Below are 25,781 nucleotides of genomic sequence, written 5' to 3'. Positions count from 1 at the left end.
TTTCAAGTGCATTCGTATAATGCAAATCTACACTTATTTTTGAATTGTGCAAAATTTATAGTACTTTTGCCTGGAATTTAATATTCAATGTTACAAAGAATACAGACTATATGGACCTTTTTGGCAGTTTTGGCTGCTGTGTTTCTGTTCGTTACAGGACAGGATGTTATCATTTCCGATAGCATTCCTGTTATAAATATTGGTTGTATCGTACTTGTTTTGGTTGGATTACTGAGTGTATTCAGCTTTAAAAACAGAAAAAGACAAATTTTGCTGAATAACATCAGCATCATTATAAACGCTTTGTTGATTGGTGTATTGATTTACTGGTTACTAAAATTATCCGGAGGAATTCAGATTCCTGAGAAGGGTATTGAGCCGGTTTTTTCATTGATTGCGATTATTTGTTTGTTAATAGCAAACGTTTATATCAAGAAAGATGAAAGGCTCGTAAAATCTGTAGACAGACTTCGATAACCTTACAATGATTTTTTGAGTATAACAGCTTTCTTTATGGAAGCTGTTTTTTTGTTTATTCCTTTTGATTTTTTTCTCCCACAGATTTCGCGGATTTTCACAGATGATTGCGAACATTTTCATCTGAATTAAAAAAATAACACATAAACATCTGCAAAATCTGTGGGAGAAAAAATTTATACTACAAAATGCAACATTTCCGTTTAAACTGCGACAGATTATTCATAAATTTTATCTAAAATGAAAAAACTAACCTATCTTACCTTTTCACTTTTATCAATATTTTCTTTTGCACAGGAAGTTTCCCAAGAAAGAATCAAGACTGTGATTTCTACCTTGGCTTCAGATGAAATGAAAGGTCGTGAAATCGGAACTCAGGAAAATGAAAATGCCGCAAATTATATTGCAAAACTTTTCAAAGAAAATGATTTAGAATACTGTACAGGAAATTCTTACTTAGTTCCATTCGATTATAAAGGAAAAACCGTTTACAATGTTTGTGGATTAAAAAAAGGAAAAACAGATAAATTTTTAGGTTTTTCAGGACACTTCGATCATATCGGAACAAGTAATAATCCAAAAGACAATATTTACAACGGAGCCGATGATGACGCAAGCGGAATCACAACGTTGGTAGGAATTGCAGATTATTTTAAAAATAAAAAGCCGGATTTCTCAATGGTTTTCATGGCATTTAATGGTGAAGAAAAAGGAATGTTGGGCTCAAAAGCTATTTCTAAAGATCAGAATTTAGATAAAATTTATAACAATCTTACGGCTCTTTTCAATTTTGAAATGGTAGCAACAGAATCTGCGTTCGGAAAAAATGCTTTATTCATGACGGGTGATGAATTTTCTGATCTGGATGAATTATTCAATAAAAATGCGGCAAACGGTTTAAAAATAAATCCTGATCCATATGCTTCAGAACAATTATTTTACAGATCTGACAACGTAAATTTCGTTAAAAAGAAAATTATCGCACATTCTTTTTCTACGGTTGATATGACAAAAGCAACTCATTATCACCACGAAAACGATGATATTAATGTTGTTGATTTTGACAATTTAACACAGATTATCAATAACTTCGGAAAAACACTGGAAAAACTAACCACGAAGAACTTTGCACCAAAATATAATGATAAAGTAAGATTTTAATAAAATTTTAATGACGAATAGCGCCACCATTTTTGGTGGTTTTTTGTTTTAAGGTAAAGAATTTTGTAACAAATAAGATCTTATTCAAACTTATTACTAAAGTAAAACCAAGTTAGAAACGTCTAATCTTTTAATTTTACGTAATTTTGCTATCCAATTTTTCATTGAATGAATCAATATATTAAAATACTAAAGTTCGCGAAACCACACCAAAAATACATCTACGGAAGTTTATTTTTTAACCTTATGTATTCTGTTTTTCAGATTGCTTCTTTAGGAACGATTTTGCCGGTTTTGGGAATGCTTTTCGGAACCATTGAAGCTAAAAAATACAAAACTGCTCCGGTTTATTCGGGAGAAATCTTAGATTTTTTCTCTTATACAAAAGAATATGCCAATTATTATGTTCAAAGTTTAGTTACAGAACATGGCGCACTTAAGGTATTGGCTTGGTTGTGCATAATAACCGCTTTCATGTTTTTACTGAGAAACCTTTTCAGATATTTAGGCTCATTTTTATTGATCAATTATCGTGTAGGTGTTACCAAAGACCTTCGTGGAGCAATGTACAGAAAAATACTTTCTTTGCCTGTTTCTTTTTTTACGGAAAGCAGAAAAGGGGATTTGATGTCCCGTATGTCGAATGACGTAGGTGAAGTAGAAGGAAATATTTTAGGAAGCTTGGTTGAATTGATCAACGCACCATTTATGTTAATCAGTACATTGGTAACACTTTTCTTCCTGAGTACAGAAATGACACTTTTCTCACTTTTGGTATTGCCTGTAATGGGAACTATGATCGCATTGATTGGAAAAAGTCTGAAAAAAGACTCCCATGAAGCTCAAAACGAAATGGGAAATATCTTCTCGATTGTAGACGAAACATTGAAGTCTACAAAAGTGATTAAGATTTTCAGTGCAGAAAAAATAATGGACAACAGATTCATGCAGTCTATGCAAAATTGGATCAACAGTTCCATAAGATTAGGCAGAAAAAAGGAATTGGCTTCTCCAATGAGCGAATTTTTAGGTTCGGTTACCTTTTTAATTATCGCTTGGTATGGTGGAAAGCAAATTATCGTGGAACAAAGCATTTCACCTGCAGATTTCCTTGTTTTCTTGGGTATTTTCTTCCAGATTTTACCTCCTGTTAAAAGTTTATCTCAGTCTATTTCCAACGTTCAGAAAGGGGAAGCTTCTCTTGAAAGAGTTTTAGAAATCCTTGATGCAGACGTGAAAATTGACGAAGTTGCAAACCCTGTTTCAATTTCTACATTAAATAACGCAATTGAGTTTAACAATATTGGTTTTTATTACGATAAAGATCATACGATTCTTAAAAACTTCTCACTGAGTATTCCAAAAGGGAAAACAGTGGCTCTTGTAGGGCAAAGTGGTAGCGGTAAAACAACGATTGCCAATCTCTTAGCCAGATTTTATGATGTTTCCGAAGGAGATATTTTAATTGACGGAACTAATATTAAGCACTTAAAATTAAAGGATTACCGTAAACTTTTAGGAATGGTAACTCAGGAATCTGTTTTATTCAATGATTCTGTTTACAATAATATTTTGATGGGTAAACCTGATGCTACGAGAGAAGAAGTGACAGCTGCTGCGAAAATTGCCAATGCAGACTCCTTTATCACCAATCTTCCTAATGGTTATGATTCAAATATTGGGGATGATGGCGGAAAACTTTCCGGAGGTCAAAAACAAAGGGTTTCTATTGCAAGAGCCGTATTGAAAAATCCACCGATTATGATTTTGGATGAAGCAACTTCCGCTTTGGATACGGAATCCGAAAGATTCGTTCAGGATGCTTTGGAAAAAATGATGGAAAACAGAACTTCTCTGGTAATTGCCCACAGACTTTCAACTATTCAAAAAGCTGACTGGATTGTTGTTATGGAAAAAGGAGATATTGTGGAACAGGGAACTCACCACGATCTTATTGCCAAAAAAGGAATGTATAACAAACTTGTTGAGCTACAGAATTTCGATTAAAAGTATTTTTAAATTTTAATTTAAAATGAATCCAATACAAGAGTATTTCTACAGAATTGAAGAGCCTGATAGAAGTACTCTTCTTTTTTTGCGGAAAAAAATTCTGGAATCTGACAAGGAAAATATTACCGAGACATTGAGTTTTGGATTGCCATTTTTTAAGTATAAAAAGAAAATGCTGTGTTATTTTTATTTCAGTAAAAAATACAAACAACATTATGTAAGTTTCTACCACGGAGATAGACTCGATCATCTGGAATTGCTTCAGGAACGCAGAAAGAAGTTTAAAATTCTGTTGATTGATATGGAAAAGGATTTGCCTTTAGAATTGATTTTGAAGTTGATTCAGGAAGTTAAAGCTTATATTAAATAAAAGACTTCGGCGCGACTTTGTCGCGCCGAAGCTCCCCCATAAAACGAATTATTTATATTACTGTGTATTAATTCCGCTGAATTCGGCTTGCTTGATTGCCCAAGCTACCATATTTGCAAATAAAATTGAATTCTGAACCTGCATACTTCCGGCTGCATATCCATTTCCGGCACTTCCATAAATAGATTTTTGAACAGGAAAATAACCTCCCGAACTCGGAGCAACAAAAGGTTCAATTGTATTACTTGAATATTGGCTACCGTTTGCGTTTTCGTTACTTAAAAACCCTCCGTCACCAAACCAGATAAAATTCAAGCTGCTATTTCTGATTGCGGAAACTCCGGTTCTTGCAGTTGCACTGTTAATAGGTTGTGCATAGCTGTAGGGAACAAATCCACTCGTTAATCCGGAAATATTAACCGTAGTTGAAGCATCTTCTCCCCAGTTTTTACCTCTTACATCTCCAAAAGGACCGTTTAGAATAGGATCGTCATTATTTGATAATGCATAAACCGAACCTGCACCTCCTCCATAAGAAGCTGAAATGGTAGGATCCGAAAATATTCCTCTTAATAAATTCTGTGCAGAACCTGTATCATCCGTTAAAGCGATCACAATACCTTTTTTATTTAAATAATTTGCAATATATCCTGCATCAGTAGTATTTGGAGTATAGTTATAGCCAATTATCACAATATCCGGTTTGTTATTTAGAGCGGTTAAGAGAGCTGCAGACGAGGGTGAATTCCCCAATGAAATATGATTAAAACCTTCATACTTTACAATACTTGAAGCTGTTGTTCCAAAATTAGAAGGAGAATCCATTAAACTTCTTGAAGGTCCCGTATAAGCACTATATCCGTAAGCCGTTTCATAACCAATATGCAATACCGTTTTCTTTGGAATTACGACGATCACATTTACACTACAAGTTGTTGAAACTCCACCTTGGCTATCAGAAGTTATCGTAATAGTTTTTACACTTGTGGAAGCAGGTGTTCCCGTTCCGCTTAGTGTAATATTCTGATTTCCTGTTGCCGTAAAAGTCCCTGAACCACTAAAAGAAATTCCATCAACTGTATTTGTTGTGACTGTATAACTTCCCAATGCCGAAACATTCACAGGCAAAGTAACTGTATTTGAAGCCGTAAGAGCTGTCCCTACTTTGTAAACTCCATTCACTATTGCACTTCCACAACTCATTGTATAGGCTCCTGAAGGACTCAAGACCGTAATAGAAATTGGCGGCGTACAAGTAACGCCAGTTCCGTTCGCTGCAATCGTTACATTATCCGTCTGAATATTTTGAGGAATTCCCTGTCCTAAAACCTGAACCGTTTGAGTTCCAGTGTTTAGAAAGACACCTGTTCCGTAAAAATTATATCCGTTTGATGTCGTTCCTGAAATAGTATAGTTCCCGACTTTAGCTACATTTACGGAAATGCTAAGATAATTAGAATTTGTAAGTTCTTTTCCTTTCACATAAGCTCCCATTGCTTTCGAAGTAGAACAATCCACCGTGAAAACCGACTTTCCAAGCTGTCCGCAAACGCTTTTCCATTCATCATCCATAAAGCTCCAGTAGTTGAAACAATCTTCCGTTGTATTGTAAATTGTCAATCCATCGTCTTTCGGTTTATTGATTACGATAGCATTTCTCTGTGTTTCAGTTAGTCTCGGGATAAGTATTCCCTTGTTATTATTTCCCGAAACTACATCCAAAACAGAATTTGAATTTGGAGAAGAAGTATTAATGCCGACTGCGCCATTATTAGCTTGTGAATAGAATTTTCCAAAAGTCAAAAGTAATGCAATGAGCAAAATTCCGATTTTGGATGTTGTAGATTTTGTCTTCATCATTTTTTTTAAATTATAAATGTTTATTTCCTAATTGATTAAAATTTTTAACTCAAATCACTGAATTGGAGCAAAATTATCATTAACAAACACTTACAGTATAAAATCCGAATACGCAATACTACTCACGCGTAGTAAAACTCACAGAATATTAACGCTTTATACAATCTGAAAAGAATAAAAGAAAAGTTGAGTTATCTTACTATTATTTGAAATAAATCCAAAATAATGCATTATATTTTACAAAATAAAAACATATTTTAATTATAAAAACAAATATAGAATCAATAATTCATTTATATTAAAAACAACTATCCGCAAGTCTAGAACATAATCTAAATTTTGTAAATTGTTTTCCATTTTGCAATCGTATTCCGGCTTATTTTAAAATGATTAGCAATATCACTATTTGTCATTTTATTTTTTTTCTGATATCTTAAAATTTCTAAGACAGATTCCTCATCATAAGATCGAAGTCTTTGATTTTTAAATTCGGCAGAACCTGAAGATTTTCCGAAAATAAGTTCATCAAATTTCAAAATATCAACAGCCGAATGCAGTGAATTCAACTTATTTTTTATCAATTGATTTTCTAGCTTTTCAGGGTATTTTTCCTGCAGAATATCCAAATAGATTTGTTTGTAATCGGGACACATTTATACTTTTTTTAACCATTTAAATAAAGTTGTTTTAGGAATCTTATATCTGGAAATCACTTCATTTGCCGTCATTTGCTCTGTAATTACTTTTCTGATTATAAAATTTTTAATTCCTTCTGTATAAATATTTTTCCTAAATACAAGCATATTCTCTTTCTTCCTCAACGTTTTATTTACTTTAGAAGGCGGAGAATAAAGTATAAGATGCCCCGTATAAACCCTAAAAAAATCAAATTCCAAAAGCTTGCACCATCTCAACAAAATATCTGTATTAATTTGCTTTTGCTGATATATTTCTTTTATATCTTCTTCTTCGCAATCCAAAAACTTTAACATTCTTTCAACAGGAATATTGAGTTCCTCGACTTTACACTGAATCAGACTACCAATGTGAATATTTTTAAGATTCATAGCATAATAATATTTGACAAGTAAAAATATTCACATTGCCACAAAATATCACTTTTAACGACTTCGCAATGCTACGCGTGAGTATTAAAAATCAAAATATTGATTTATATTTTAAGAAGAAAGCTGTTGATATTTATTTCAGAAGAAATATTAAGTTTTTTTCGTATTCTGTATTTTTTGCTTTCCACAGCTCTTATACTGTTATTTGTACATTAAGCAATCTTTTTTGTATCAAAATCAAGCTTCATTAATGCACAAAAATATAGTTCTGAATGAATAAGATTAGAATTGATTTTTAAAATATCCGGAATGAAATTTGGGAAAAAGACTTGAAACTTCTCAAAAAACATTGCAGAATTATTTTCCGCTAAACTGAATATTTCCTGAATATTTTCTTCCGTAAGATGATGGATCAGCATTTGTTGCTTCATTAATTCTGTATTGGTTTTCACAAGATCTTCAATCGTCGAATCTTTAATTTTCGTGTTTCTAATCAATCCATTTATCAACTCGTCTTTTTGAGCAATAAATACAATATCCATTAAAAAAGAAGCTATAGAAAATAAAATATTCAGCATTTTCACAGTTCTGTAATCCTGCTTTTCAAAAAATTTACTTTTCGGCAAAAAATCAAAATCAAAACAGAGGCAGGCAATAAAATTAATACTGATTATAAAAGCCAGAAAAAATATAATTGCTCTATCATTCTTATAATTTAAGAAAAAAGGTATTGCAAAAAGAAGACTGAAATAAAAATACTCCACACCCGCATTTTTTGAGGTGTAAATATGAAAAAAACTTACCATAAAAGTGAGCAATACGATAACAAAAGCAATAACGAACTTCAGCATATTTCTAAACCTCTTGGTTTTGCCTTTTATGGAGATCAATAGCACCCAAAAAAGAGTGATGACAGTAAGAAATGTAGAAATAATTGCGTCACCAAAAAAAATTATAATAAAAATGGAATAAAAAAGAAATATAAAGAAGAGAAAAAGCAAATATCTGTTAATAAGATTCAAATAGTTACTTTCAAAATCATCATCTATTTTTTCCGCCTCATTATTGATCATTTTAAAGAAAAATTTATAAATCATCTTATCTTTTATGTTTTTTAAATATAGTTCAAATAGCTATTTGTACTCATTAAAGCATAAGAACCAATATCTTATAAGCACAATTAAAACTGCAAAACAGATTAAAATCTGTTCGCAAAGCTGTTGTCAATAAAAATATGATTTAAGTGTTTTTTTAATTATGATATGAATTTTGCACAATCTTCTCTTATGTAAAAAATTCATTAATATTTACAAATATAATTAATACAATATACCACAAAAACTTATTCTCAGAAAAATATTATGCAGAAAATAAAAATACCATAAATTTTTACTTTAAAATAAACTTATAAAAAGTCGTCGTCCATAAAAATGGACAACGACTTAAACTTATGAATTGTTGCGTTTTGCTTTGTAAAATTAAATCAAACCAATGAATGTGTATAATAATAAAAATACTCAATCTTACGCACGAGTAGTAAAACTCAATAAGAAATCTGGCAATGAAGAATTATGTAAAATTTAATAACAAAAAAAAGAGAAAACCTTTAAAGATTTTCCCTTTGAATTTTTATATAAAATTAAGTTTTAGTTGTCTTTCATTCTCGCAATAACATCCAAACCTCCTTTTGTGATGTCACCGATCTTACATACAATTTCTGTATCCAAAGGCAAGAAAACATCCATTCTTGAACCAAATTTGATGAATCCGAATTCATGTCCGGCTTTCGCTGCATCACCTTCATTACAATAGAAAACAATTCTTCTCGCAACATAACCCGCAATCTGTCTGAAAACAACTTTATGATTTGTTAAGCTTTCAACAGCAACAGTTGTTCTTTCGTTTTCCGTAGAAGATTTTTCATGCCAAGCTACTAAATATTTTCCGGGATGATATTTTTTATAAATCACTTTTCCTGAAACTGGATATCTGCAAATGTGAACATTCAGCGGAGACATAAAAATAGAAACCTGAATTGCTTTTCCTTTGATGAATTCGTCTTCATCCACTTCTTTTATCATCACCACTTTTCCGTCAACCGGAGCGATCACGTTTTCTTTGTGATCTAAAATTTCACGATTCGGAACCCGGAAGAACCAAAATACTAAGCTGTAAATTACCAATAATGGCAGAATGATCAGTAAAGACCACATTTTAAGAAAATAAATAGCCAACGCTCCCAAAATGACAAACAAGATGGTTGCAACGGTAATTGTTCCTTTTGATTCTTTGTGTAGTTTCATGAGATTAAATGAATTTTTCTAAAATAAAGTACAAATATACGACAGGAACGCAGATAATAAAACTATCAAGACGATCTAATACTCCACCATGTCCCGGAATGATGTTTCCGCTGTCTTTTACTGCAAAATTTCTTTTCAGCTGACTTTCCACCAAATCACCTACAGGAGCAAATGCAGCAACTAAAAAGCCGACAACCATCCAGTTTCCTCGAAGATCAGAATGATAGTGTTCAATAAAATAAGATAAAATTAAAGTAAGAACTACTCCACCGATATATCCTTCCCATGTTTTTTTAGGAGAAATTTTGGGAGCCATTTTATGTTTTCCAAAGAATTTGCCCGTCAAATATGCAAAAGTATCGCTACTCCAAATCAAAATGAACAGAAAAAGAACTTCAAGAGAGAAGCTGTCATTAAAACTTGAAAACTTTGGTAAACCTAATGCAAAACTGAATGGTAGAGCCACGTAAATGACCGTAAAAATCAATTTCCCACTGTCAAAGTACAATTCATTAGGATATTTAAATAAAGTAACCGAAGCGATAAGAATAAGGAGTATTGCTAAAATTTCACTTATTCTAAAATCAAAAAAGAAATCGAAGTGAAAATATCTTTTAGAAAAAATATAAAAAATAAAAATAACTAAAGGAAATACGACAAATCTTTCGTAGCCATTTCCAAATTTCATTATTTTAAAACATTCCCAAGAACCGACACCCATCAAAAGTGTAATCAAACCATAATACAAGTATTCCTGCTTTACAAGTCCCGGAGAAACTCCGTTAATCAGTTGAGCTCCAAGCGGAGTTGTACAAAGAATAATGATTGCTACGTAAACAATTCCTGATAAGGTTCTTTGAATGAGATTTTTGTCCAAGGTTTTAATTTTATAAGTTGATGCTTAATCTTCAAGCAGCAATAAAAACAGCTTCGTATTGGTATTGGAAGACGGATCCAGTTTTGATTGTCCTCCGCTGATAGAAGTAAGATTTTTAATATTTCCGTTTCTCTTTATTTTTCCCATCGCGTCATTCAGATTGTTCACGATCTGTGAAACATTTGCCATGATGATAATTTTGTTTGGCAACCTTGAAGAATGATAATGAAGAATATTGTTGTGAGAAAGCATGATCCTTCCGTCATAAGCAATAAGATATTCGCAGGTAATGAAACTTGCATCATTATTACTTTGTAACTCAGAAGAGTAAGGAGTTTTCACAACATTTAAAAAATTCTGAAGATCTTTATCCCAACAGAAAATATTGCTGATTCCTTCTATTTTGATGATTTGATGTAAAGTTTGCAGTGCTTCTGCTTCATCTGCACAGTAATTGAAAAATCCTCCCGAATGCGTAAACAATTGGGCAAACTTATAGTCGAGATCTGCATTTTTCAGCGAATCTCCTAGCTTCTCCAGACTTTGCTTTTCGTCGTCTTCCGGCTGGTTGGTAAGTTTGTTTACAAGTTTCTTGAATAAATTCAATTTGATCTATTTTGAGGCAAGTTTATACAAAAATATAAAATTAATTAGATAGAACTCCAAAAACGTGCCGATAAATATGAAAAAACCTGACAATTTTGCAACTGTCAGGTTTTGTTCTATTTAAATTTCAAGAAATTTTAAAGTTGTGTCGGGCTTTCAGGAGCCTGAATTTCACTTTCGTTTTCCTTTTCTTTAATAATGATTTCTTCTGTAGGCTCTTTAGCATCAGGAATTGTATTCGTAACAGGCTTTTCTGTTAATTCCGGATCCCAAGCTCTTTTACCAAAAACTTCCTCTAAATCTTCACGGAAAATAACTTCTTTTTCCAATAATTTATTAGCCAAAGCATCAAGCTTATCTTTATTTTCAGTTAAGATCTGAATCGCTCTGTCATATTGGTTTTCTATAATTCCTTTGATTTCAGCATCGATTTTCTTTGCCGTTTCCTCAGAATAAGGTTTTCCAAAAGAATATTCAGATTGTCCAGAACTGTCATAATAAGAAATGTTACCAATATTAGGACTCAAACCGTAGATTGTAACCATCGCCTGAGCTCTTTTCGTTACACTCTCCAAATCTGAAAGTGCTCCTGTAGAAATATTGTTAAAAATAACCTGTTCTGCAGCTCTACCTCCTAATGTTGCACATAACTCGTCCAACATTTGTTCTGTAGTTGTCAACTGTCTTTCTTCCGGTAAATACCAAGCTGCTCCTAAAGAACGTCCTCTCGGAACGATTGTTACTTTTAAAAGCGGAGAAGCATGTTCTACCAACCAAGAAATTGTTGCGTGTCCTGCTTCATGATATGCTACTCTTTTCTTTTCAGAAGGTTTGATTGCCTTATTTTTCTTTTCAAGACCACCGATAATTCTGTCTACTGCATCAAGGAAATCCTGTTTCGTTACCGAAGCGTGGTTATTTCTTGCTGCAATTAATGCCGCTTCATTACATAAATTAGCAATATCTGCTCCACTGAAACCAGGTGTCTGTTTTGCTAAGAAATCTCTATCTACATTATCATCAAGCTTGATTTTCTTTAAGTGAACATCAAGAATCTGTCTTCTTTCGTGCAATTCCGGAAGGTCTACATAGATTGAACGGTCAAAACGTCCTGCTCTCATTAAAGCTTTATCCAAGATATCTGCTCTGTTGGTTGCAGCCATTACGATTACATTCGTATCTGTTCCAAAACCATCCATCTCCGTAAGAAGCTGGTTCAATGTATTTTCTCTTTCGTCATTTCCACCAGAGAAATTATTTTTTCCTCTTGCACGTCCGATTGCGTCGATCTCATCAATAAAGATAATTGCAGGAGATTTAGCTTTAGCCTGAGCAAAAAGATCTCTTACTCTTGAAGCACCTACTCCCACAAACATTTCCACGAAATCTGATCCTGAAAGTGAGAAGAAAGGAACTTTAGCTTCACCCGCAACAGCTTTCGCCAATAACGTTTTACCAGTTCCCGGAGGTCCTACCAACAGAACACCTTTAGGAATTTTACCTCCAAGTTTTGTATATTTTTCCGAGTTTTTCAAGAAATCTACTACTTCCTGAACCTCTTCTTTAGCACCTTCCAAACCTGCAACATCTTTAAATGTCACCTGAATTCTTTCTTTTTCGTCGAAAAGTTTTGCTTTAGATTTTCCGATAGAGAAAATTTGTCCACCGGGACCACCTCCACCTCCCATCTTTCTGAAAAGAAGGAAATAGAATAATCCTAAAATTGCAACCCAGATCAATGCAGAAACTAAGATGTCTGTAATCGGGCTTTTACCCGCACCGTAATCTTTTGTTGTTTTAATTGCCGGATTCGTCGCTTTTACCTGATCAAATTTTTGAAGGAAAAGCTGAAGATCTCCGTATTTAACAGAAAAATCTGCTTTTGGAGACATTGAGAATGCGGAAAGCGGATCATTGTCCTTTGTCTTTACCATCGTAGTTTTCGCGGCCTTTGTAAGGAACACGTCAACCTTCTCAGTATCTTTGTAAATTATAATGTTCTGAACTTTTCCCGTCTGCATTTCTATAAAGAAAGCATCTTCGTCAATAGATTTTGCACTGCTATCACCAAAAAAATTAGGGATAAAGAATAACAAAAGAGCTATGATCGCAATCGGAAAAAACCAGTTAAATCCTTTATTGTTCATTTATACTTTTTAAAATTTAATATTCACTTTCAATTTTTGTAATTTTCGCATCTCCCCAAAGTTCCTCGATATCATAATACTCACGAGTTTCTTTTTGAAAAATGTGAACTACAACCGTCACATAATCTACCAAAACCCACATCGAGTTTTCGGTACCTTCTACATGCCAAGGTCTGTCTTTAAGATCGTTTCTTACTTTTTTCTCTACACTACCTGCCAAAGCTGAAACCTGTGTATTCGAGTTCCCGCTGCAAATTATAAAAGTCTCTGCTACAGAGTTTTCGATGTTCGAAAGATCAAAAATCATGATATCCTCACCTTTTACATCTTGGATAGCCTCTACAATTTTATCTATTAGTGCTTGTTTTTCTGCTGTTTTATTCATTAAAAAATACTATAATCTGCAAATTTATTGTTTTTCTTTTACTTTAGCCTTACTTTTAGCCTTTTAAAGTCTTAAAGTTTTCTTAAATGAGCCAACTATTTTACCTGAAAGAATGTTCTTCTACTAATGACGAAATTGAAAAGTTTTTACTTTACGGGAATTCGGATTTTATTACAGTTTATACATTCAATCAAACCAAAGGTCGCGGACAATACGGAAATACATGGTCTTCAACGGCTGAAAAAAATTTGGCTTATACTCTTGCTGTAAAGGCTGAAAACTCTACAGTCTCGGATTTTATGTTCAATTATTATACCGCAATTGTTATTAGGGATTTCCTTGCCAATTTGACTGAAAATACCGTGAAAATAAAGTGGCCGAATGATATTATCCTTAAAAATAAAAAAATAGTCGGGATTCTAATCGAAAAGAAAAAGATTAATCAAAATAATTATTTCATTATCGGAGCCGGATTTAATATTCTTCAGGAAAAATTTGATCAAATTTCTAACGCAGGATCACTTTTAAGCTTAACCGGAAAGCTTTTTGATCTTGAAGAATTTACGTTAAATTTAAACAAATTCTTAGTTGAAAAATTGAAAAACATTCCGTCTAAAAAGGAAATTATGAATCAGTTTAATGCAAGCTTATTCCGAAAAGATGAAGTTTCCGTTTTCGAATTAGATAAAAAGCGACAAAATGGCATCATAAAAAATGCTGATGAAAATGGCGAAATCGTGATTGATCTTGAAAATGACGGCTTACAATCCTTTTATCACAAAGAAATAAAACTTCTTTACTGATTTGCTCTTTTAATATAAAGATAAGCTGCAAGTGGGAAAAATACGATATTGGGAAACCACATTGCCAAAGCCGGAGACATACTTTTGTTCTCCGAAACAACTTTTAAAGCCTCAAATGAGAATACAAAAACAAACGCTAAAGAAATTCCCAACGCTAAGTTGATTCCCAATCCTCCACGTTTTTTTTGCGAAGACAATGAAAGTGCCAAAAATGTTAAAATCACAATAGAAACAGGCATTGAAGTTCGCTGATGGAGTTCATTTAAGTGTGTATTGAGGTTGCTGTTTCCTTTTTCAGTTTCTCTTTTAATGAATTTTAAAAGCTCGGGAGTTGTTTTATTCTGACCTAAAAGTTCGTTCGGGAAAAGTTCTTCCGGATCGTGACCATAACTTTTCTTCAAATCAAAACCACTCGATAATTTTTCCGTATCGTTTTTATTGATTGTCTTTTCCATGTAGGAATTTAAGACAAACTGTTTTTTATCTTTATCCCAGAAAACGTCGGAGGCTTTCAATTCGTAGGTCATTTTTCTGTTTTTATCAAACTTCTGATAAACGAATCCTGATCCCCTTTTTTCTCTTTTATTCCAGGAATTGATGAAAATATACTCTGTTTTACTCAATTGCGCGGAAACTGGAGCTGTTCCCATTACTTTTTCCTTATTGGCGGCATTATAAGTATAAGCTTCCAATTGGTTTTTCTGAATATTCGCCCAAGGAAGAATAAAATGATTGATTCCCAAAGACAAAAGTGCGATAAACAAAGATGTCAGTAAATAGGGTCTTGCAAATCTGTGAAAACTTGCTCCACTACTGATTATGGCAACAATTTCTGTATTATTAGCCATTCTCGACGTGAAAAAAATCACTGAAATAAATACTAGAATGGACAGGAAAGTCATCACCAGATTGACGATCCAAAACGGATAGAAGTGAATCAAAAAATAAGTCACATTCAGCTTTGAATCGATTGCCGTTGCATTTTCAATTCTAGGAATTTTTTGCTGAACGTCGATTACCAAAACAACTATAGACAGCAATATCAACATGAAACTGAAAGTTCCAAGGTATTTTTTAACGATATATTTGTCTATAATTTTTAGCATTATTTTATCTTTTTTACTGTTAAAGTCTTTGACGAAGAACAGGAACCACAGAATTTTTCCATTCGTAGAAATCTCCTGCCAAAATATGTTCTCTTGCTACTTTTACCAAATCTAAATAAAACGCCAGATTATGAATTGAAGCGATTTGTTTTGCCAAATATTCTTTAGAAACAAATAAATGTCTCAGATATGCTTTCGAATATTCTCTATCTACGAAACTTGTACCAAATTCATCCAACGGCGAAAAGTCTTTTTTCCACTTTTCATTTTTCATGTTCATCACGCCTTGCCAAGTGAAAAGCATTGCGTTTCTTGCATTTCTTGTCGGCATTACGCAATCCATCATATCGATTCCCAAACCGATTGACTCGAGAATATTCCACGGAGTTCCGACTCCCATCAAATATCTTGGTTTTTCTTTTGGCAAAATATCAGTTACCTCATCGGTAATTCGGTACATTTCTTCTTCTGGTTCACCCACAGAAAGTCCGCCGATTGCATTTCCTTCAGCGCCGGCTTCTGCAATTACCTCTGCAGAAATTTTTCTTAAATCGGAAAAAGTAGATCCCTGAACAATAGGGAAAAGTCTTTGCTTATGACCGTATAATTCAGGATTATTTTCAGTCCATTCAATACATCTTTTTAACCAACGGTGAGTCAGCTCCATTGATGTTTTTGCCTGATTGTATTCACAAGGATACGCTACACATTCATCAAAAGCCATAAAAATATCAGCTCCGATCTGTCTTTGGATCTCCATAGATTTTTCCGGAGAAAACATGTGATAACTTCCGTCGATATGTGATTTGAATCTCGCTCCTTCTTCCGACATTTTTCTGCTGCTCGCCAATGAAAACACCTGAAAACCTCCCGAATCCGTCAGAATAGGAAGATCCCAGTTCATGAATTTGTGCAAACCTCCTGCTGCTTCCATCGTTTCCATTCCCGGACGAAGGTATAAATGATATGTATTACCCAAAATAATCTGGGCTTTTATGTCTTCTTTTAATTCTCTTTGGTGAACTGTTTTTACACTTGCTACAGTTCCTACAGGCATAAAAATCGGCGTCTGGATTTTACCGTGATCTGTAGTAAGCTCTCCCGCTCTAGCCTTTCCCTCTGAGGTTTTTTCTATATTAAAAAACTTTTGCATCTCTCATTATTTTGATAAATTCGGAATAGTATTGGGCAAAGTTCCCGCATTCTTCTTCAATTTATCTTTTACATATTTATCCGCTTTCGGATCTTTCTCTAATAATATTTTTTGGGCATCTTCTGCAATTCCGTTCATTTTGTCTTTTACGACATAATATTTAAAACTTTCAACAAAATCGTTGGATTTTACATTATGTGTTTTCAAAATGTATCTTGTTCCGGCTTCCAGATTAGAATTCGGATACATGAAAGTTGCCTGATCATTGATTGCCAAATCAGCCATAATCTCTGCCATCTGATCTTTCGGAATCAGATTTTTAGGTTTATCGATGTAGTCTTCACACGAAAACATACACATCAGGACGAAAATGAAGATCAGCTTTTTCATAATCTGTTGATTATTGATTTCCATTTTAAATTTAAAACTCCAAAAACCGCTTCATGAATGATTCCTCCATTCATTTTGCTTTCTCCCAAGATTCTGTTTGTAAAAATAATAGGAACTTCTACAATTTTGAATCCTTTTTTAAAAGCTCTGAATTTCATTTCAATCTGAAATCCATAACCTTTTAGTCTTACATTATCCAAACCAATCTCTTCCAATACTTTTCTCGAAAAACAGACAAAACCTGCAGTCGTATCATGAATTGAAAGTCCTAAAACAAATCTCACATATTTAGAAGCAAAATAAGAAAGTAAAACTCTTCCCATTGGCCAATTTACCACATTTACTCCTTTAGAGTAACGGGAACCGATTGCCATGTCTGCATTTTTACACGCTTCAAAAAGTTTCGGCAAATCATTCGGGTTGTGAGAAAAGTCGGCATCCATTTCAAAAATGTAATCGTATTTATTTTCGATCGCCCATTTGAAACCATGAATATAAGCTTTCCCCAAACCATCTTTCACCTTCCTGATAGACAGATGTAAATAGTGCGGAAATTTCTTTTGTAAATCCTTCACCACTTCCGCCGTTCCATCGGGAGACGAGTCATCCACTACCAAAATATGAAAGTCATCTTCCAATGCAAAAACCGCGGAAATAATATTTTCAATATTTTCCTTTTCGTTGTAAGTCGGAATTATGACCAGTTTTTTCATTTCAAAAATTGTCTGCAAAGATAATTATTAAAGACAATTTTAAATCATAAAGGTGTGTTAATTTGTTGTTTTAATTTAATATTCTCATCTTTCAACTCTTGATTTTCTTTTTTAAGAATATCCAGATATTCTTCCATACTTTTTAGCATTAATTCGGGAATATTATTTTCTTGAGCATAATTTGTGGGTATTCTGATTAGTTTATCCTTTACCATTTTATGTAAAATTTTTAAACAAATATAAAATTACAGGATAATAATCTCATAGAATCATTTTATATTCATATTAACAATTTAATTTTTAGGTTGAAAAATTAAATTGTTAATACATTATTGTTATCTTTAGAACTTATTGTTGTAATTAAAAATAATATTATGCGTATTTTATCAATTAATTTTTTTAATATCATATTTTTATTACTTGTTTTAGTAGTGCTTTATGTATACGCAATAAGTCTATTATTCAAGAATAAAGCAGGAATTTTACCATATTTAAGCTTAATTTTTTTTCCAGTTATAGGTCCTATTGGAATTATATTGGGAGACAGTTTAAGGAAAAAATAAATAAAAAATTGCAATTGAAGCCTGAATTATTCAGGCTTTTTTTTATACAAAATAATCTATAATTTTGCAAAAAACATTCTGTTGCTGTTATCACAAAACATTACAAATCATATAAGAATACCTGAGAACAACGATTGGGTCATCTTTATATTGTTGGGCTGCATATTTTTATACCTTTTTATGATGAATATTGTAGAAAGAGAAGCCAACCTGAAAGACTTTCTGCTTCAAAAATATTTTGACGCGAGTAATAACCTGCCAAGTTGGGTGATCACGTCCTGTGTGATTGCTCTTACTTTATCGGTTTTAATCTCTCAATACATTCCGACTGTTCCGAAATATATTGCAGATTTACAGATTTTGGGCTATCAACTGAACAAATTTGGTTTTTGTTTAATTGCTGTGGTACTTTTTTATTTAATAAAATCAGGTTTAGGATTTTTATTTTATCAAAGTATCGGTGATGGAAAAAAATGGACAATTTTTTATTTTACCTCTACCAAATTTTATTTTATTCTGTCATTTTTGTTAATAATTTTATGTGTAACCCACTACTATTTCCCTGTTGACAGAAATAAATTATTTTTATACTATTTATTGTTTTTCGCTATAGTATTCATTTTCAAAGTTTTTTTCTATTTATTTCACAAGAACAACATCTTACCTGAAAAATGGTATTATAAATTTTTGTATATTTGCACCCTCCAAATCGCACCTATTTTGTTGCTTTGGAAATTATTATTTTTTTAATAAAAGTCAATGATGAGAATAAAGTCTATATTGGTATCACAGCCAGCGCCTAGCGAATCGTCTCCATACCTTGAAATTGCGAAGAAGGAAAAGATTAAGATAGATTTCCGTCCTTTTATCCATGTCGAAGGGGTTGACAATAAAGAATTAAGAACACAAAAGATTGATCTTACACAATACACGGGGATTATTTTCACGAGTAAGAACGCTATTGATCATTACTTTAGGCTAGCTGAAGAACTTCGTTTTGCAGTTCCTGATACGATGAGATACATCTGTCAGTCTGAAGCGATTGCGAATTATCTTCAAAAGCATATTGTTTACAGAAAAAGAAAGATCAGTTTTGGGGAAAAGAATTTCGCAGATCTGGCTCCTCTTTTCAAAAAATTTCCTACTGAAAAATATTTGTTGCCATCTTCAGACGTTTTGAGTCCGGATATTGTGAAAACAATGGAAGCATCGAATGTAGATTGGAAAAGAGCCATCATGTACAGAACGGTTTGCAGTGATCTGACAGATATTAACATTAAGGATTACGATATGTTGATTTTCTTCAGCCCGCAAGGAATTAAGTCATTACAACAGAATTTCCCTGAATTCAAGCAAGAAGAAACTAAAATTGGTGTTTTTGGAACAACAACTTCAGCTGCAGCAGAAGAAGCAGGATTAAAAGTAGATTTAATGGCTCCTACAAAGGAAACTCCATCTATGACAATGGCATTGGAAAAGTATATTAAAACTTTACACAAGTAGAATTTTGTACTAAATATAAACTAACCGTCTTTTCATAAAGGAAAGATGGTTTTTTTTTAATTAAATTTGAACAAGAATTAACATTGAATGAAACGTCCATCTACAAGCTCTTCAAAAAGAGAAAATGTAGAAAGACGTTCCATCCGATCAAATAAAAAAATTAAAATATTCGGATGAAAGCTCCACAGGCAAAAAAAATAGAAAAAATACTTGAAATACACGGAGACAAAAGGATAGACAACTATTTCTGGCTCAATGAAAGAGAAAATCCTGAAGTCATAAAATATCTTGAAGAAGAGAATGCTTACGAAGAATTTGTGATGAAAGACACAGAACATCTTCAAGGAGAACTTTTTGAAGAAATGAAAGCCCGTTACAAAAAAGATGATGAGTCTCTTCCCTACTTTTTTAATGAATATTGGTATATCGTTCGCTACGAAGACGGAAAAGAATATCCTATTTTCTGCAGAAAACATAAAAGTTTAGACAACGAAGAAAAAATCATTCTTGATGTAAATGTTTTGGCAGAAGGACAAGAATATTTTGAAGTAGGAAGCGTTGCTGTTGCGCCAAATAATGAATTAGCATCATTTTCAAGTGACAATGTAAGCCGTAGAATTTATACCATTAATTTTAAAAATTTAATAACGGGAGAAATTCTTCCTGATAAAATTGAAAACACAACAGGAAAAGCAGTTTGGGCAAATGATAACGAGCATGTTTTCTACATCAGAAAAGACGACAGCTTAAGAGCTTTTCAGGTTTACAGACATAAATTGGGAACCGATCCTTCTGAAGATATTTTAATTTTCCACGAAAAGGATGAGACTTTCGATGTGAATGTTTTTAAGACAAAATCTTTAGAATATATTTTCATTGCAAGCTCGAGCACGATTTCCGATGAACACAGATTTATTCCTTCAAACAATGTATTTGCAGATTGGATAATCATTCAGCCAAGAATTGATGATTTAGAATATTCTGTTGAACATTATGAAGATGAATTCTACATTATTACTAATGCGGATGAGGCCTTCAATTTTAAAATTGTAAAAGCAAAAATCGACAATTGCGGAATGGAAAACTGGGTAGATGTAATTCCTCACCGCCCTGAAGTTTTGCTGGAAGGTTTTGAAATTTTTAAACATTATCTGGTTCTTGAAGAAAGAGAAGAAGGTTTGTTACAAATAAAAATCATCGATGAAACAACGCAGGAATCATATTATTTGCCATTTTCAGATCCGACTTATACCGCTTACATCGGGGTAAATCTTGAATTTGATACAGAAGTTTTACGTTATGGTTATACTTCATTAACTCAGCCAAGTTCGACTTACGAATATGATATGAAGGAAAAAACCACCAAATTGTTGAAGCAACAGGAAGTTTTGGGCGGAAAATTCTTGCCTGAAAATTATATTTCTGAAAGAATTTGGGCAGATTCGAGAGATGGTGAAGAAAAAGTCCCGATCTCTTTGGTTTATCATAAAGACACGAAAAAATCGGCAGATACACCTGTTCTTTTATACGGTTATGGAAGTTACGGACATACTGTTGATGCAAGTTTTTCGAATGTGAGACTTTCAATTTTGGATAGAGGTTTCATTTATGCAATTGCACATATTCGTGGAGGTGAATATTTAGGAAGAGAATGGTATGAAGACGGAAAAATGTTGTTTAAGAAAAATACATTCTTCGATTTTATTGATGCAGGAAAACATTTGATTAAAGAAAATTATACTTCCTCAAAACATCTTTACGCAATGGGCGGAAGTGCGGGAGGATTGTTGGTTGGAGCGGTAATGAACTATGAACCGGCTTTATTCAACGGGATTGTAGCGCAAGTTCCTTTTGTGGATGTTGTTTCTACAATGCTGGATGAAACAATCCCTTTAACAACTGGAGAATATGACGAATGGGGAAATCCAAACGACGAAGAATATTATCATTATATGAAATCTTATTCGCCCTATGATAATGTAGAAGCAAAAGATTATCCGAATTTATTGATTACAACCGGATTACACGATTCTCAGGTTCAATATTGGGAACCGGCAAAATGGACGGCAAAATTGAGAGAATTGAAAACAGATAATAATATTTTGGTTTTCAAAACAGATATGAGCGCAGGACACGGCGGTGCAAGCGGAAGATTTGAGTCATTGAAGGAAGACGCATTGGAATATGCATTCCTTTTAATGATAGATGATAAATCATAATTGATAAATGATGGATAACGCCGATTATAATAAATTTTCGCTTCAAAAACAAAGTTCTTGGCAATAACAATTATTAAGGAGTTCTTAAAACTTCCTTACAATGAAGCATTTTAGGTGATCAGAAAACAACTATACAGATCCTCTACATCAATGGCGGCAAATTATAGAGCTATGTGTAGAGCAAGATCAAAAGCGGAAAGATTCTCAAAACTGTCCATCGTTATTGAAGAAACCGATGAAACATTATTCTGGCTCGAAATGTTAGAAGAGTTAAATTATGTTCAGCAAGAAATATTATTAGATTTAAAAATTAAAACTGAGGAAGTTCTCAAAACAACTTCTTCTTACAGAAAAATGTTAAAAGACTAACCTTTTAATCATTGATCAACTATCAATTATCATTTATAATTAATTATGATTAACGACGCAGAATATTGGCAGAGAGTACAAAAGTTCTTCATTGAAAATTTTGATACTGAAAAAGACGCTCCTATTGAAACATATTTATTTTTAATCGGTCTTCAGGAATTGGGAAGCGGTCAGCAGAAATATACTAAAGACGATAAGGTAAATTTAATTCATATTGCAGTTTGCAGATTATTGGAGCCTTTTGGATATTATAAATTTTCGCATTACGACGACGATGGATATCCACATTTTGAGGAACTTGAAAAACTTCCGGAACTAAAACCGAATGAACAGCAAATTCTTATGAAAAAAGCAATTATTCAGTATTTTCAGGATGAAGAATTAATTTAAAAATAAAAAATGGAAAGTATATTTTACTTTCCATTTTTGTTTATAATTTTTATGTTTTGGCTAAATTAATAAAACACTGTGTGTATTTGTGAAAACATTCGTGAAATTTGTGTTTAGAAAATCATTTCAAAATTTCCTCCAATTGGTTGAGTCCCATTTTGAAACCTTCTTCAAATCCCATTTCCAGCAATCGCTTCAAAGAATCTTCCGTAGGAAAATGAATATTCACTGTTACTTTCGTTCCTTCTTCCACTCCTGTAAAACCAAACAGCCATTTTGCTTCAGGAAAATCAGGATTTACATTTCCGTTTTCATCACAGAACGTATCAGTTCCATCAAAACTTCTGTGTTCCATAATTTCACCATATTTTACCTGAGCATAATGTCTTTCTCCTTCCGGACCAACCATTGAATACAACCAAATGCCGCCTGCTTTGAAATCCTGGCTTTTAGTTTCGCATTTCCATGGTTTTGGAGCCCACCATTCATCCAGCAATTCGGATTTTGTGAAGTAATCCCAGACTTTTGGTACATCAGCGTCATAAATTTTCATGACATAAACACTATTTGAGCCAAAATCTTTGTTAAAAGTGATATTAGATTCCATAATTAATATTTTGTTTTAACAAAGCTAATTCTTTATTCTTTGATAGCTCTTTTCCTATGACAAGTATTCTAAAATTTATAAATAAATGTTAAAAAACACCTTTTTAAGAAAAATAACACAATTTTTTGGCTCGTTTTTTGTTTATCAAGTCATAAAATATTTAATTTTAACATTCGTTTTTAAAAAAAACTCATAAAATAAAGTAAATGAATAATAAATTCATCCCAATAATTTCGGTGTTTATGACGATCTCACTGATTGTCTTCGTCACGCTCCAGTTTTATTGGCTGAAACGTTATTACGGAACTCTGGAACAGGATTTTTCCAACAAAGTATATTCGGCTTTGGAAGGAACATCAAAAAGCATCGGAGAGATCGAGCTTGATAAATATTTAAATATCGACAATAAGGATTTTAGAAATAATATCCTTGCAAACAGCGATCAACCTACATTAACGACAATTCAACAGGTAGAAGATTCCGGAAAACAGAGACAGATCATCTTTTCAAAAAATATTATTGAAAAAAGCCAGCTTCCAATTTCTCAAAAGGGAGATTCTATTAAGCTGACCAAGTTATACACAGATGAAGCAGCACTGAAAATAAAACGGGACACTACGAACCGTGAAATTCTTACAGCAGACATTAATCAGGACTTGGAAAATGGTGATTATGCGATGAAAGAATATGCTAAAATCGTTGGAAACAATTTACCGATCACGAAAAGGGTAAATCCTAAAGTTTTAGATTCCGTCATTGCAAAAGAATTGAGAATAAGAGGGATTTCCGCCAAATTCGGTTATGGTATTATTGACAAAAATAATATTGTTACCAGTGTTGTAAGCAAAGATTATAAAGAGAAAAAGGACAATAATACCTATAGTTATCCGCTTTTTACAGATAAAAAAGAACGGACCTTATACAGTCTGGCTTTGGTTTTTCCTAAAAAAGATTATTCTTTGGCGATGAACAATTGGCCGATGTTATTGGGAACTTTTCTTTCATTGCTTACAATTTTAGGAATTTATATCATTTCCATTAATTATATGATGAGGCAGAAAAAATTAGCGGAGGTGAAAACGGATTTTATCAACAATATGTCTCATGAGTTTAAAACGCCTTTAGCAACAATTTCCGTAGCTACAGATTCTTTGGCAAATGATAAAATTGCAACCAATCCCGATAAGGTTAAATATTACTCAAACCTTATCAAACAGGAAAACCTGAGGATGAAAAAGCAAGTGGAAAACGTACTGAATATGTCTAAACTTGAAAGAAATGAAGTTAATTTATTTCTAAAGGAAACCAACGTAAGAGAACTGATCCGAAGAACAACAGAATCTTTCAATCTGATCGTTCAGCAAAGAAACGGAATACTTACACAGGAATTCAATGCAACGAATTTCACCTTTAAAATAGATGAATTTCACATTTCTAATATGTTGGTAAACTTATTGGACAATGCGAATAAATATTCACCGGAAGCCCCTGAAATCAGCATTAAAACTAAAAATGAAGGACAGTGGTACATCATAGAAGTTGCTGATAAAGGAATGGGAATGGAAACGCAGAATAAAACGAAGATTTTCGAAAAATTCTTTAGGGAAGAAACTGGAAATATTCATAATGTGAAAGGGCAAGGTTTGGGACTTTCTTACGTTAAAAAGATCGTGGAACTTCATAAAGGACAGATTATCGTAGATTCAAATAAAGGAAAAGGAAGTACGTTTACGATAAAACTACCAATGTATTAAAAGAATCGATGATAAGTGATAAATGATTTTATACTTAATGTTTAAATAAATTTAAGTTCAATGCTAAAACAAATTATCATTAACCGCTTATCAATTAAATATAAAATAGTAAACCAAAAAAACAAAATATAGGAAGGAAAGAGTGACGAAGGTTCATTCTTAATTATTAATTTTAATTAGTTAAAACTATGAGCAACAGAATATTATTAGTAGAAGACGACCAGAGTTTCGGGGCAGTGTTGAAGGATTATTTAACGATAAATAATTTCGAAGTTACTCTTGCCACAGATGGTGAACAAGGATTAAAGGAATTTACAGAAAACGAATTCGACATTTGTATTTTCGACGTGATGATGCCGAAAAAAGACGGATTTTCTTTGGCTGAAGACGTTAAAAAGATTGATAAAAATACGCCGATCATTTTCCTGACTGCAAGAAACATGAGAGAAGATATTTTGAAAGGATATCAGTTGGGAGCGGATGACTATATCACTAAACCATTTGATACTGAATTACTTCTATATAAAATAAAAGCAATTCTTCAGAGAAGTTCTACATTGGAAAATGAAGAGCAGGAGCAATTCAAGATCAGCAATATTTTCTTTGATTCTATGTTGAGACAATTGAGAGTTGGAGATAACGAATACAAGCTTTCTCCAAAGGAAAACGAACTATTGAAACTTCTTTGCATTCACAGAAACGATTTCATGCCGAGAGACTTAGCATTAAGAAAAATCTGGAAGAAAGAAAACTACTTCACCGCAAGAAGTATGGATGTTTATATCGCAAAACTTCGTAAATTATTAAAAGACGACGAAGGATTAGAAATTATCAATGTACATGGAGAAGGATTCAGACTTTTAGTTAAAAATTAATTCTGAAATATCATTATAAATATAAAATTAGCAAAGCAATTAAAAATGTTTTGCTAATTTTGTTTTATATCAA

27 protein-coding genes are annotated in these 25,781 nt (G+C 32.8%); 12 read left to right on the top strand and 15 right to left on the bottom strand.

Annotated elements, in window-relative coordinates; all coding sequences use genetic code 11:
- Window positions 1-87 precede the first annotated feature (87 nt).
- The 4 genes from ABD940_RS11405 to ABD940_RS11390 all read left to right on the top strand — a co-directional run bounded on the left by ABD940_RS11405 (window position 88) and on the right by ABD940_RS11390 (window position 4,018).
- Entirely contained in the window at window positions 88-477 is a 390-nt protein-coding gene (locus tag ABD940_RS11405; RefSeq protein ID WP_345203769.1) for a DUF4293 family protein, read from the top strand.
- Between the two features lie 240 nt (window positions 478-717).
- Window positions 718-1,638 carry a M28 family peptidase gene (locus ABD940_RS11400; protein WP_345203767.1) on the top strand — a complete coding sequence of 307 codons (921 nt, stop codon included), beginning with the start codon at window positions 718-720 and terminating at the stop codon, window positions 1,636-1,638.
- Window positions 1,639-1,806: 168 nt separating this feature from the next.
- A complete protein-coding gene (locus ABD940_RS11395) occupies window positions 1,807-3,645 on the top strand; it encodes an ABC transporter ATP-binding protein (protein WP_345203765.1) in 1,839 nt (612 codons plus the stop codon).
- 25 nt (window positions 3,646-3,670) lie between these two features.
- Window positions 3,671-4,018: a DUF1801 domain-containing protein gene (locus tag ABD940_RS11390; RefSeq protein ID WP_345203762.1), complete on the top strand. Its 348-nt coding sequence runs from the start codon at window positions 3,671-3,673 to the stop codon at window positions 4,016-4,018.
- Between the two features lie 57 nt (window positions 4,019-4,075).
- On the opposite strand, the gene ABD940_RS11385 is transcribed toward ABD940_RS11390, so the two are convergent.
- The 9 genes from ABD940_RS11385 to rsfS form a co-directional block, all read right to left on the bottom strand.
- Window positions 4,076-5,878 (bottom strand): hypothetical protein, encoded by a 1,803-nt coding sequence (locus ABD940_RS11385; protein WP_345203760.1) that lies wholly within the window; start codon window positions 5,876-5,878, stop codon window positions 4,076-4,078.
- A gap of 332 nt (window positions 5,879-6,210) precedes the next feature.
- Window positions 6,211-6,531, bottom strand: a complete 321-nt coding sequence (locus tag ABD940_RS11380; protein WP_345203757.1) for a helix-turn-helix domain-containing protein — start codon at window positions 6,529-6,531, stop codon at window positions 6,211-6,213.
- Window positions 6,532-6,945: a transposase gene (locus ABD940_RS11375; RefSeq protein WP_345203754.1), complete on the bottom strand. Its 414-nt coding sequence runs from the start codon at window positions 6,943-6,945 to the stop codon at window positions 6,532-6,534.
- 212 nt (window positions 6,946-7,157) lie between these two features.
- A complete protein-coding gene (locus ABD940_RS11370; RefSeq protein WP_345203750.1) occupies window positions 7,158-7,796 on the bottom strand; it encodes a Two component regulator three Y domain-containing protein in 639 nt (212 codons plus the stop codon).
- 795 nt (window positions 7,797-8,591) lie between these two features.
- Entirely contained in the window at window positions 8,592-9,248 is a 657-nt protein-coding gene (locus tag ABD940_RS11365; RefSeq protein ID WP_345203748.1) for a phosphatidylserine decarboxylase family protein, read from the bottom strand.
- A gap of 4 nt (window positions 9,249-9,252) precedes the next feature.
- Complete coding sequence (locus tag ABD940_RS11360) at window positions 9,253-10,125, bottom strand: phosphatidate cytidylyltransferase (RefSeq protein ID WP_345203746.1); 873 nt, start codon at window positions 10,123-10,125, stop codon at window positions 9,253-9,255.
- Window positions 10,126-10,149: 24 nt separating this feature from the next.
- Window positions 10,150-10,731, bottom strand: coding sequence for an LUD domain-containing protein (locus ABD940_RS11355; protein WP_345203743.1), 582 nt, complete (start codon window positions 10,729-10,731; stop codon window positions 10,150-10,152).
- 137 nt (window positions 10,732-10,868) lie between these two features.
- Window positions 10,869-12,878 (bottom strand): ATP-dependent zinc metalloprotease FtsH, encoded by a 2,010-nt coding sequence (gene ftsH, locus ABD940_RS11350; RefSeq protein ID WP_345203741.1) that lies wholly within the window; start codon window positions 12,876-12,878, stop codon window positions 10,869-10,871.
- Between the two features lie 16 nt (window positions 12,879-12,894).
- Window positions 12,895-13,263 carry a ribosome silencing factor gene (gene rsfS / locus ABD940_RS11345; RefSeq protein WP_072953881.1) on the bottom strand — a complete coding sequence of 123 codons (369 nt, stop codon included), beginning with the start codon at window positions 13,261-13,263 and terminating at the stop codon, window positions 12,895-12,897.
- Between the two features lie 86 nt (window positions 13,264-13,349).
- On the opposite strand from rsfS, the gene ABD940_RS11340 reads away from it, so the two are divergent.
- Window positions 13,350-14,066 (top strand): biotin--[acetyl-CoA-carboxylase] ligase, encoded by a 717-nt coding sequence (locus ABD940_RS11340; protein WP_345203736.1) that lies wholly within the window; start codon window positions 13,350-13,352, stop codon window positions 14,064-14,066.
- Here ABD940_RS11340 and ABD940_RS11335 read toward each other — a convergent pair.
- From ABD940_RS11335 to ABD940_RS11315, 5 genes are read right to left on the bottom strand one after another with little or no spacing between them, the layout of a single operon-like run.
- On the bottom strand, window positions 14,060-15,172 hold the full coding sequence (locus tag ABD940_RS11335; protein WP_345203733.1) for an LptF/LptG family permease: 1,113 nt from the start codon (window positions 15,170-15,172) through the stop codon (window positions 14,060-14,062). The two genes, ABD940_RS11340 and ABD940_RS11335, sit on opposite strands and share 7 nt — an antisense overlap.
- A 19-nt stretch (window positions 15,173-15,191) precedes the next feature.
- On the bottom strand, window positions 15,192-16,325 hold the full coding sequence (gene tgt, locus ABD940_RS11330) for a tRNA guanosine(34) transglycosylase Tgt (protein ID WP_345203730.1): 1,134 nt from the start codon (window positions 16,323-16,325) through the stop codon (window positions 15,192-15,194).
- Window positions 16,326-16,331: 6 nt separating this feature from the next.
- Window positions 16,332-16,739, bottom strand: coding sequence for a DUF4296 domain-containing protein (locus tag ABD940_RS11325; RefSeq protein WP_345203727.1), 408 nt, complete (start codon window positions 16,737-16,739; stop codon window positions 16,332-16,334).
- Window positions 16,712-17,428 (bottom strand): polyprenol monophosphomannose synthase, encoded by a 717-nt coding sequence (locus ABD940_RS11320; RefSeq protein ID WP_345203725.1) that lies wholly within the window; start codon window positions 17,426-17,428, stop codon window positions 16,712-16,714. Before ABD940_RS11320 ends, ABD940_RS11325 begins: the two co-directional genes overlap by 28 nt.
- A 44-nt stretch (window positions 17,429-17,472) precedes the next feature.
- Complete coding sequence (locus tag ABD940_RS11315) at window positions 17,473-17,643, bottom strand: hypothetical protein (RefSeq protein ID WP_345203722.1); 171 nt, start codon at window positions 17,641-17,643, stop codon at window positions 17,473-17,475.
- 429 nt (window positions 17,644-18,072) lie between these two features.
- Between ABD940_RS11315 and ABD940_RS11310 the strand changes: the two genes are divergently transcribed.
- From ABD940_RS11310 to ABD940_RS11290, 5 genes are all read left to right on the top strand, one after another.
- Window positions 18,073-18,741: a DUF4271 domain-containing protein gene (locus ABD940_RS11310; protein ID WP_425550361.1), complete on the top strand. Its 669-nt coding sequence runs from the start codon at window positions 18,073-18,075 to the stop codon at window positions 18,739-18,741.
- A gap of 12 nt (window positions 18,742-18,753) precedes the next feature.
- A complete protein-coding gene (locus tag ABD940_RS11305; protein WP_345204711.1) occupies window positions 18,754-19,494 on the top strand; it encodes a uroporphyrinogen-III synthase in 741 nt (246 codons plus the stop codon).
- A 173-nt stretch (window positions 19,495-19,667) separates the two neighbouring features.
- On the top strand, window positions 19,668-21,713 hold the full coding sequence (locus ABD940_RS11300) for a S9 family peptidase (RefSeq protein ID WP_345203718.1): 2,046 nt from the start codon (window positions 19,668-19,670) through the stop codon (window positions 21,711-21,713).
- Window positions 21,714-21,827: 114 nt separating this feature from the next.
- Window positions 21,828-22,082 carry a four helix bundle protein gene (locus tag ABD940_RS11295; protein WP_345203716.1) on the top strand — a complete coding sequence of 85 codons (255 nt, stop codon included), beginning with the start codon at window positions 21,828-21,830 and terminating at the stop codon, window positions 22,080-22,082.
- A gap of 45 nt (window positions 22,083-22,127) precedes the next feature.
- Window positions 22,128-22,472 carry a hypothetical protein gene (locus ABD940_RS11290; protein ID WP_345203713.1) on the top strand — a complete coding sequence of 115 codons (345 nt, stop codon included), beginning with the start codon at window positions 22,128-22,130 and terminating at the stop codon, window positions 22,470-22,472.
- A 121-nt stretch (window positions 22,473-22,593) separates the two neighbouring features.
- Here ABD940_RS11290 and ABD940_RS11285 read toward each other — a convergent pair whose 3' ends face one another.
- A complete protein-coding gene (locus tag ABD940_RS11285) occupies window positions 22,594-23,079 on the bottom strand; it encodes an SRPBCC family protein (RefSeq protein ID WP_345203711.1) in 486 nt (161 codons plus the stop codon).
- Window positions 23,080-23,285: 206 nt separating this feature from the next.
- Between ABD940_RS11285 and ABD940_RS11280 the strand changes: the two genes are divergently transcribed.
- Together ABD940_RS11280 and ABD940_RS11275 are read left to right on the top strand one after the other, a co-directional pair.
- Window positions 23,286-24,833, top strand: a complete 1,548-nt coding sequence (locus ABD940_RS11280; protein WP_345203709.1) for a sensor histidine kinase — start codon at window positions 23,286-23,288, stop codon at window positions 24,831-24,833.
- A gap of 188 nt (window positions 24,834-25,021) precedes the next feature.
- Window positions 25,022-25,708 carry a response regulator transcription factor gene (locus ABD940_RS11275; protein ID WP_027380477.1) on the top strand — a complete coding sequence of 229 codons (687 nt, stop codon included), beginning with the start codon at window positions 25,022-25,024 and terminating at the stop codon, window positions 25,706-25,708.
- The last annotated feature ends 73 nt before the right edge of the window (window positions 25,709-25,781 follow it).

This window comes from Chryseobacterium ginsengisoli, from assembly GCF_039542325.1.
Lineage (GTDB): Bacteria > Bacteroidota > Bacteroidia > Flavobacteriales > Weeksellaceae > Chryseobacterium > Chryseobacterium ginsengisoli.
This window is presented reverse-complemented; position numbering and strand designations above follow the sequence as displayed.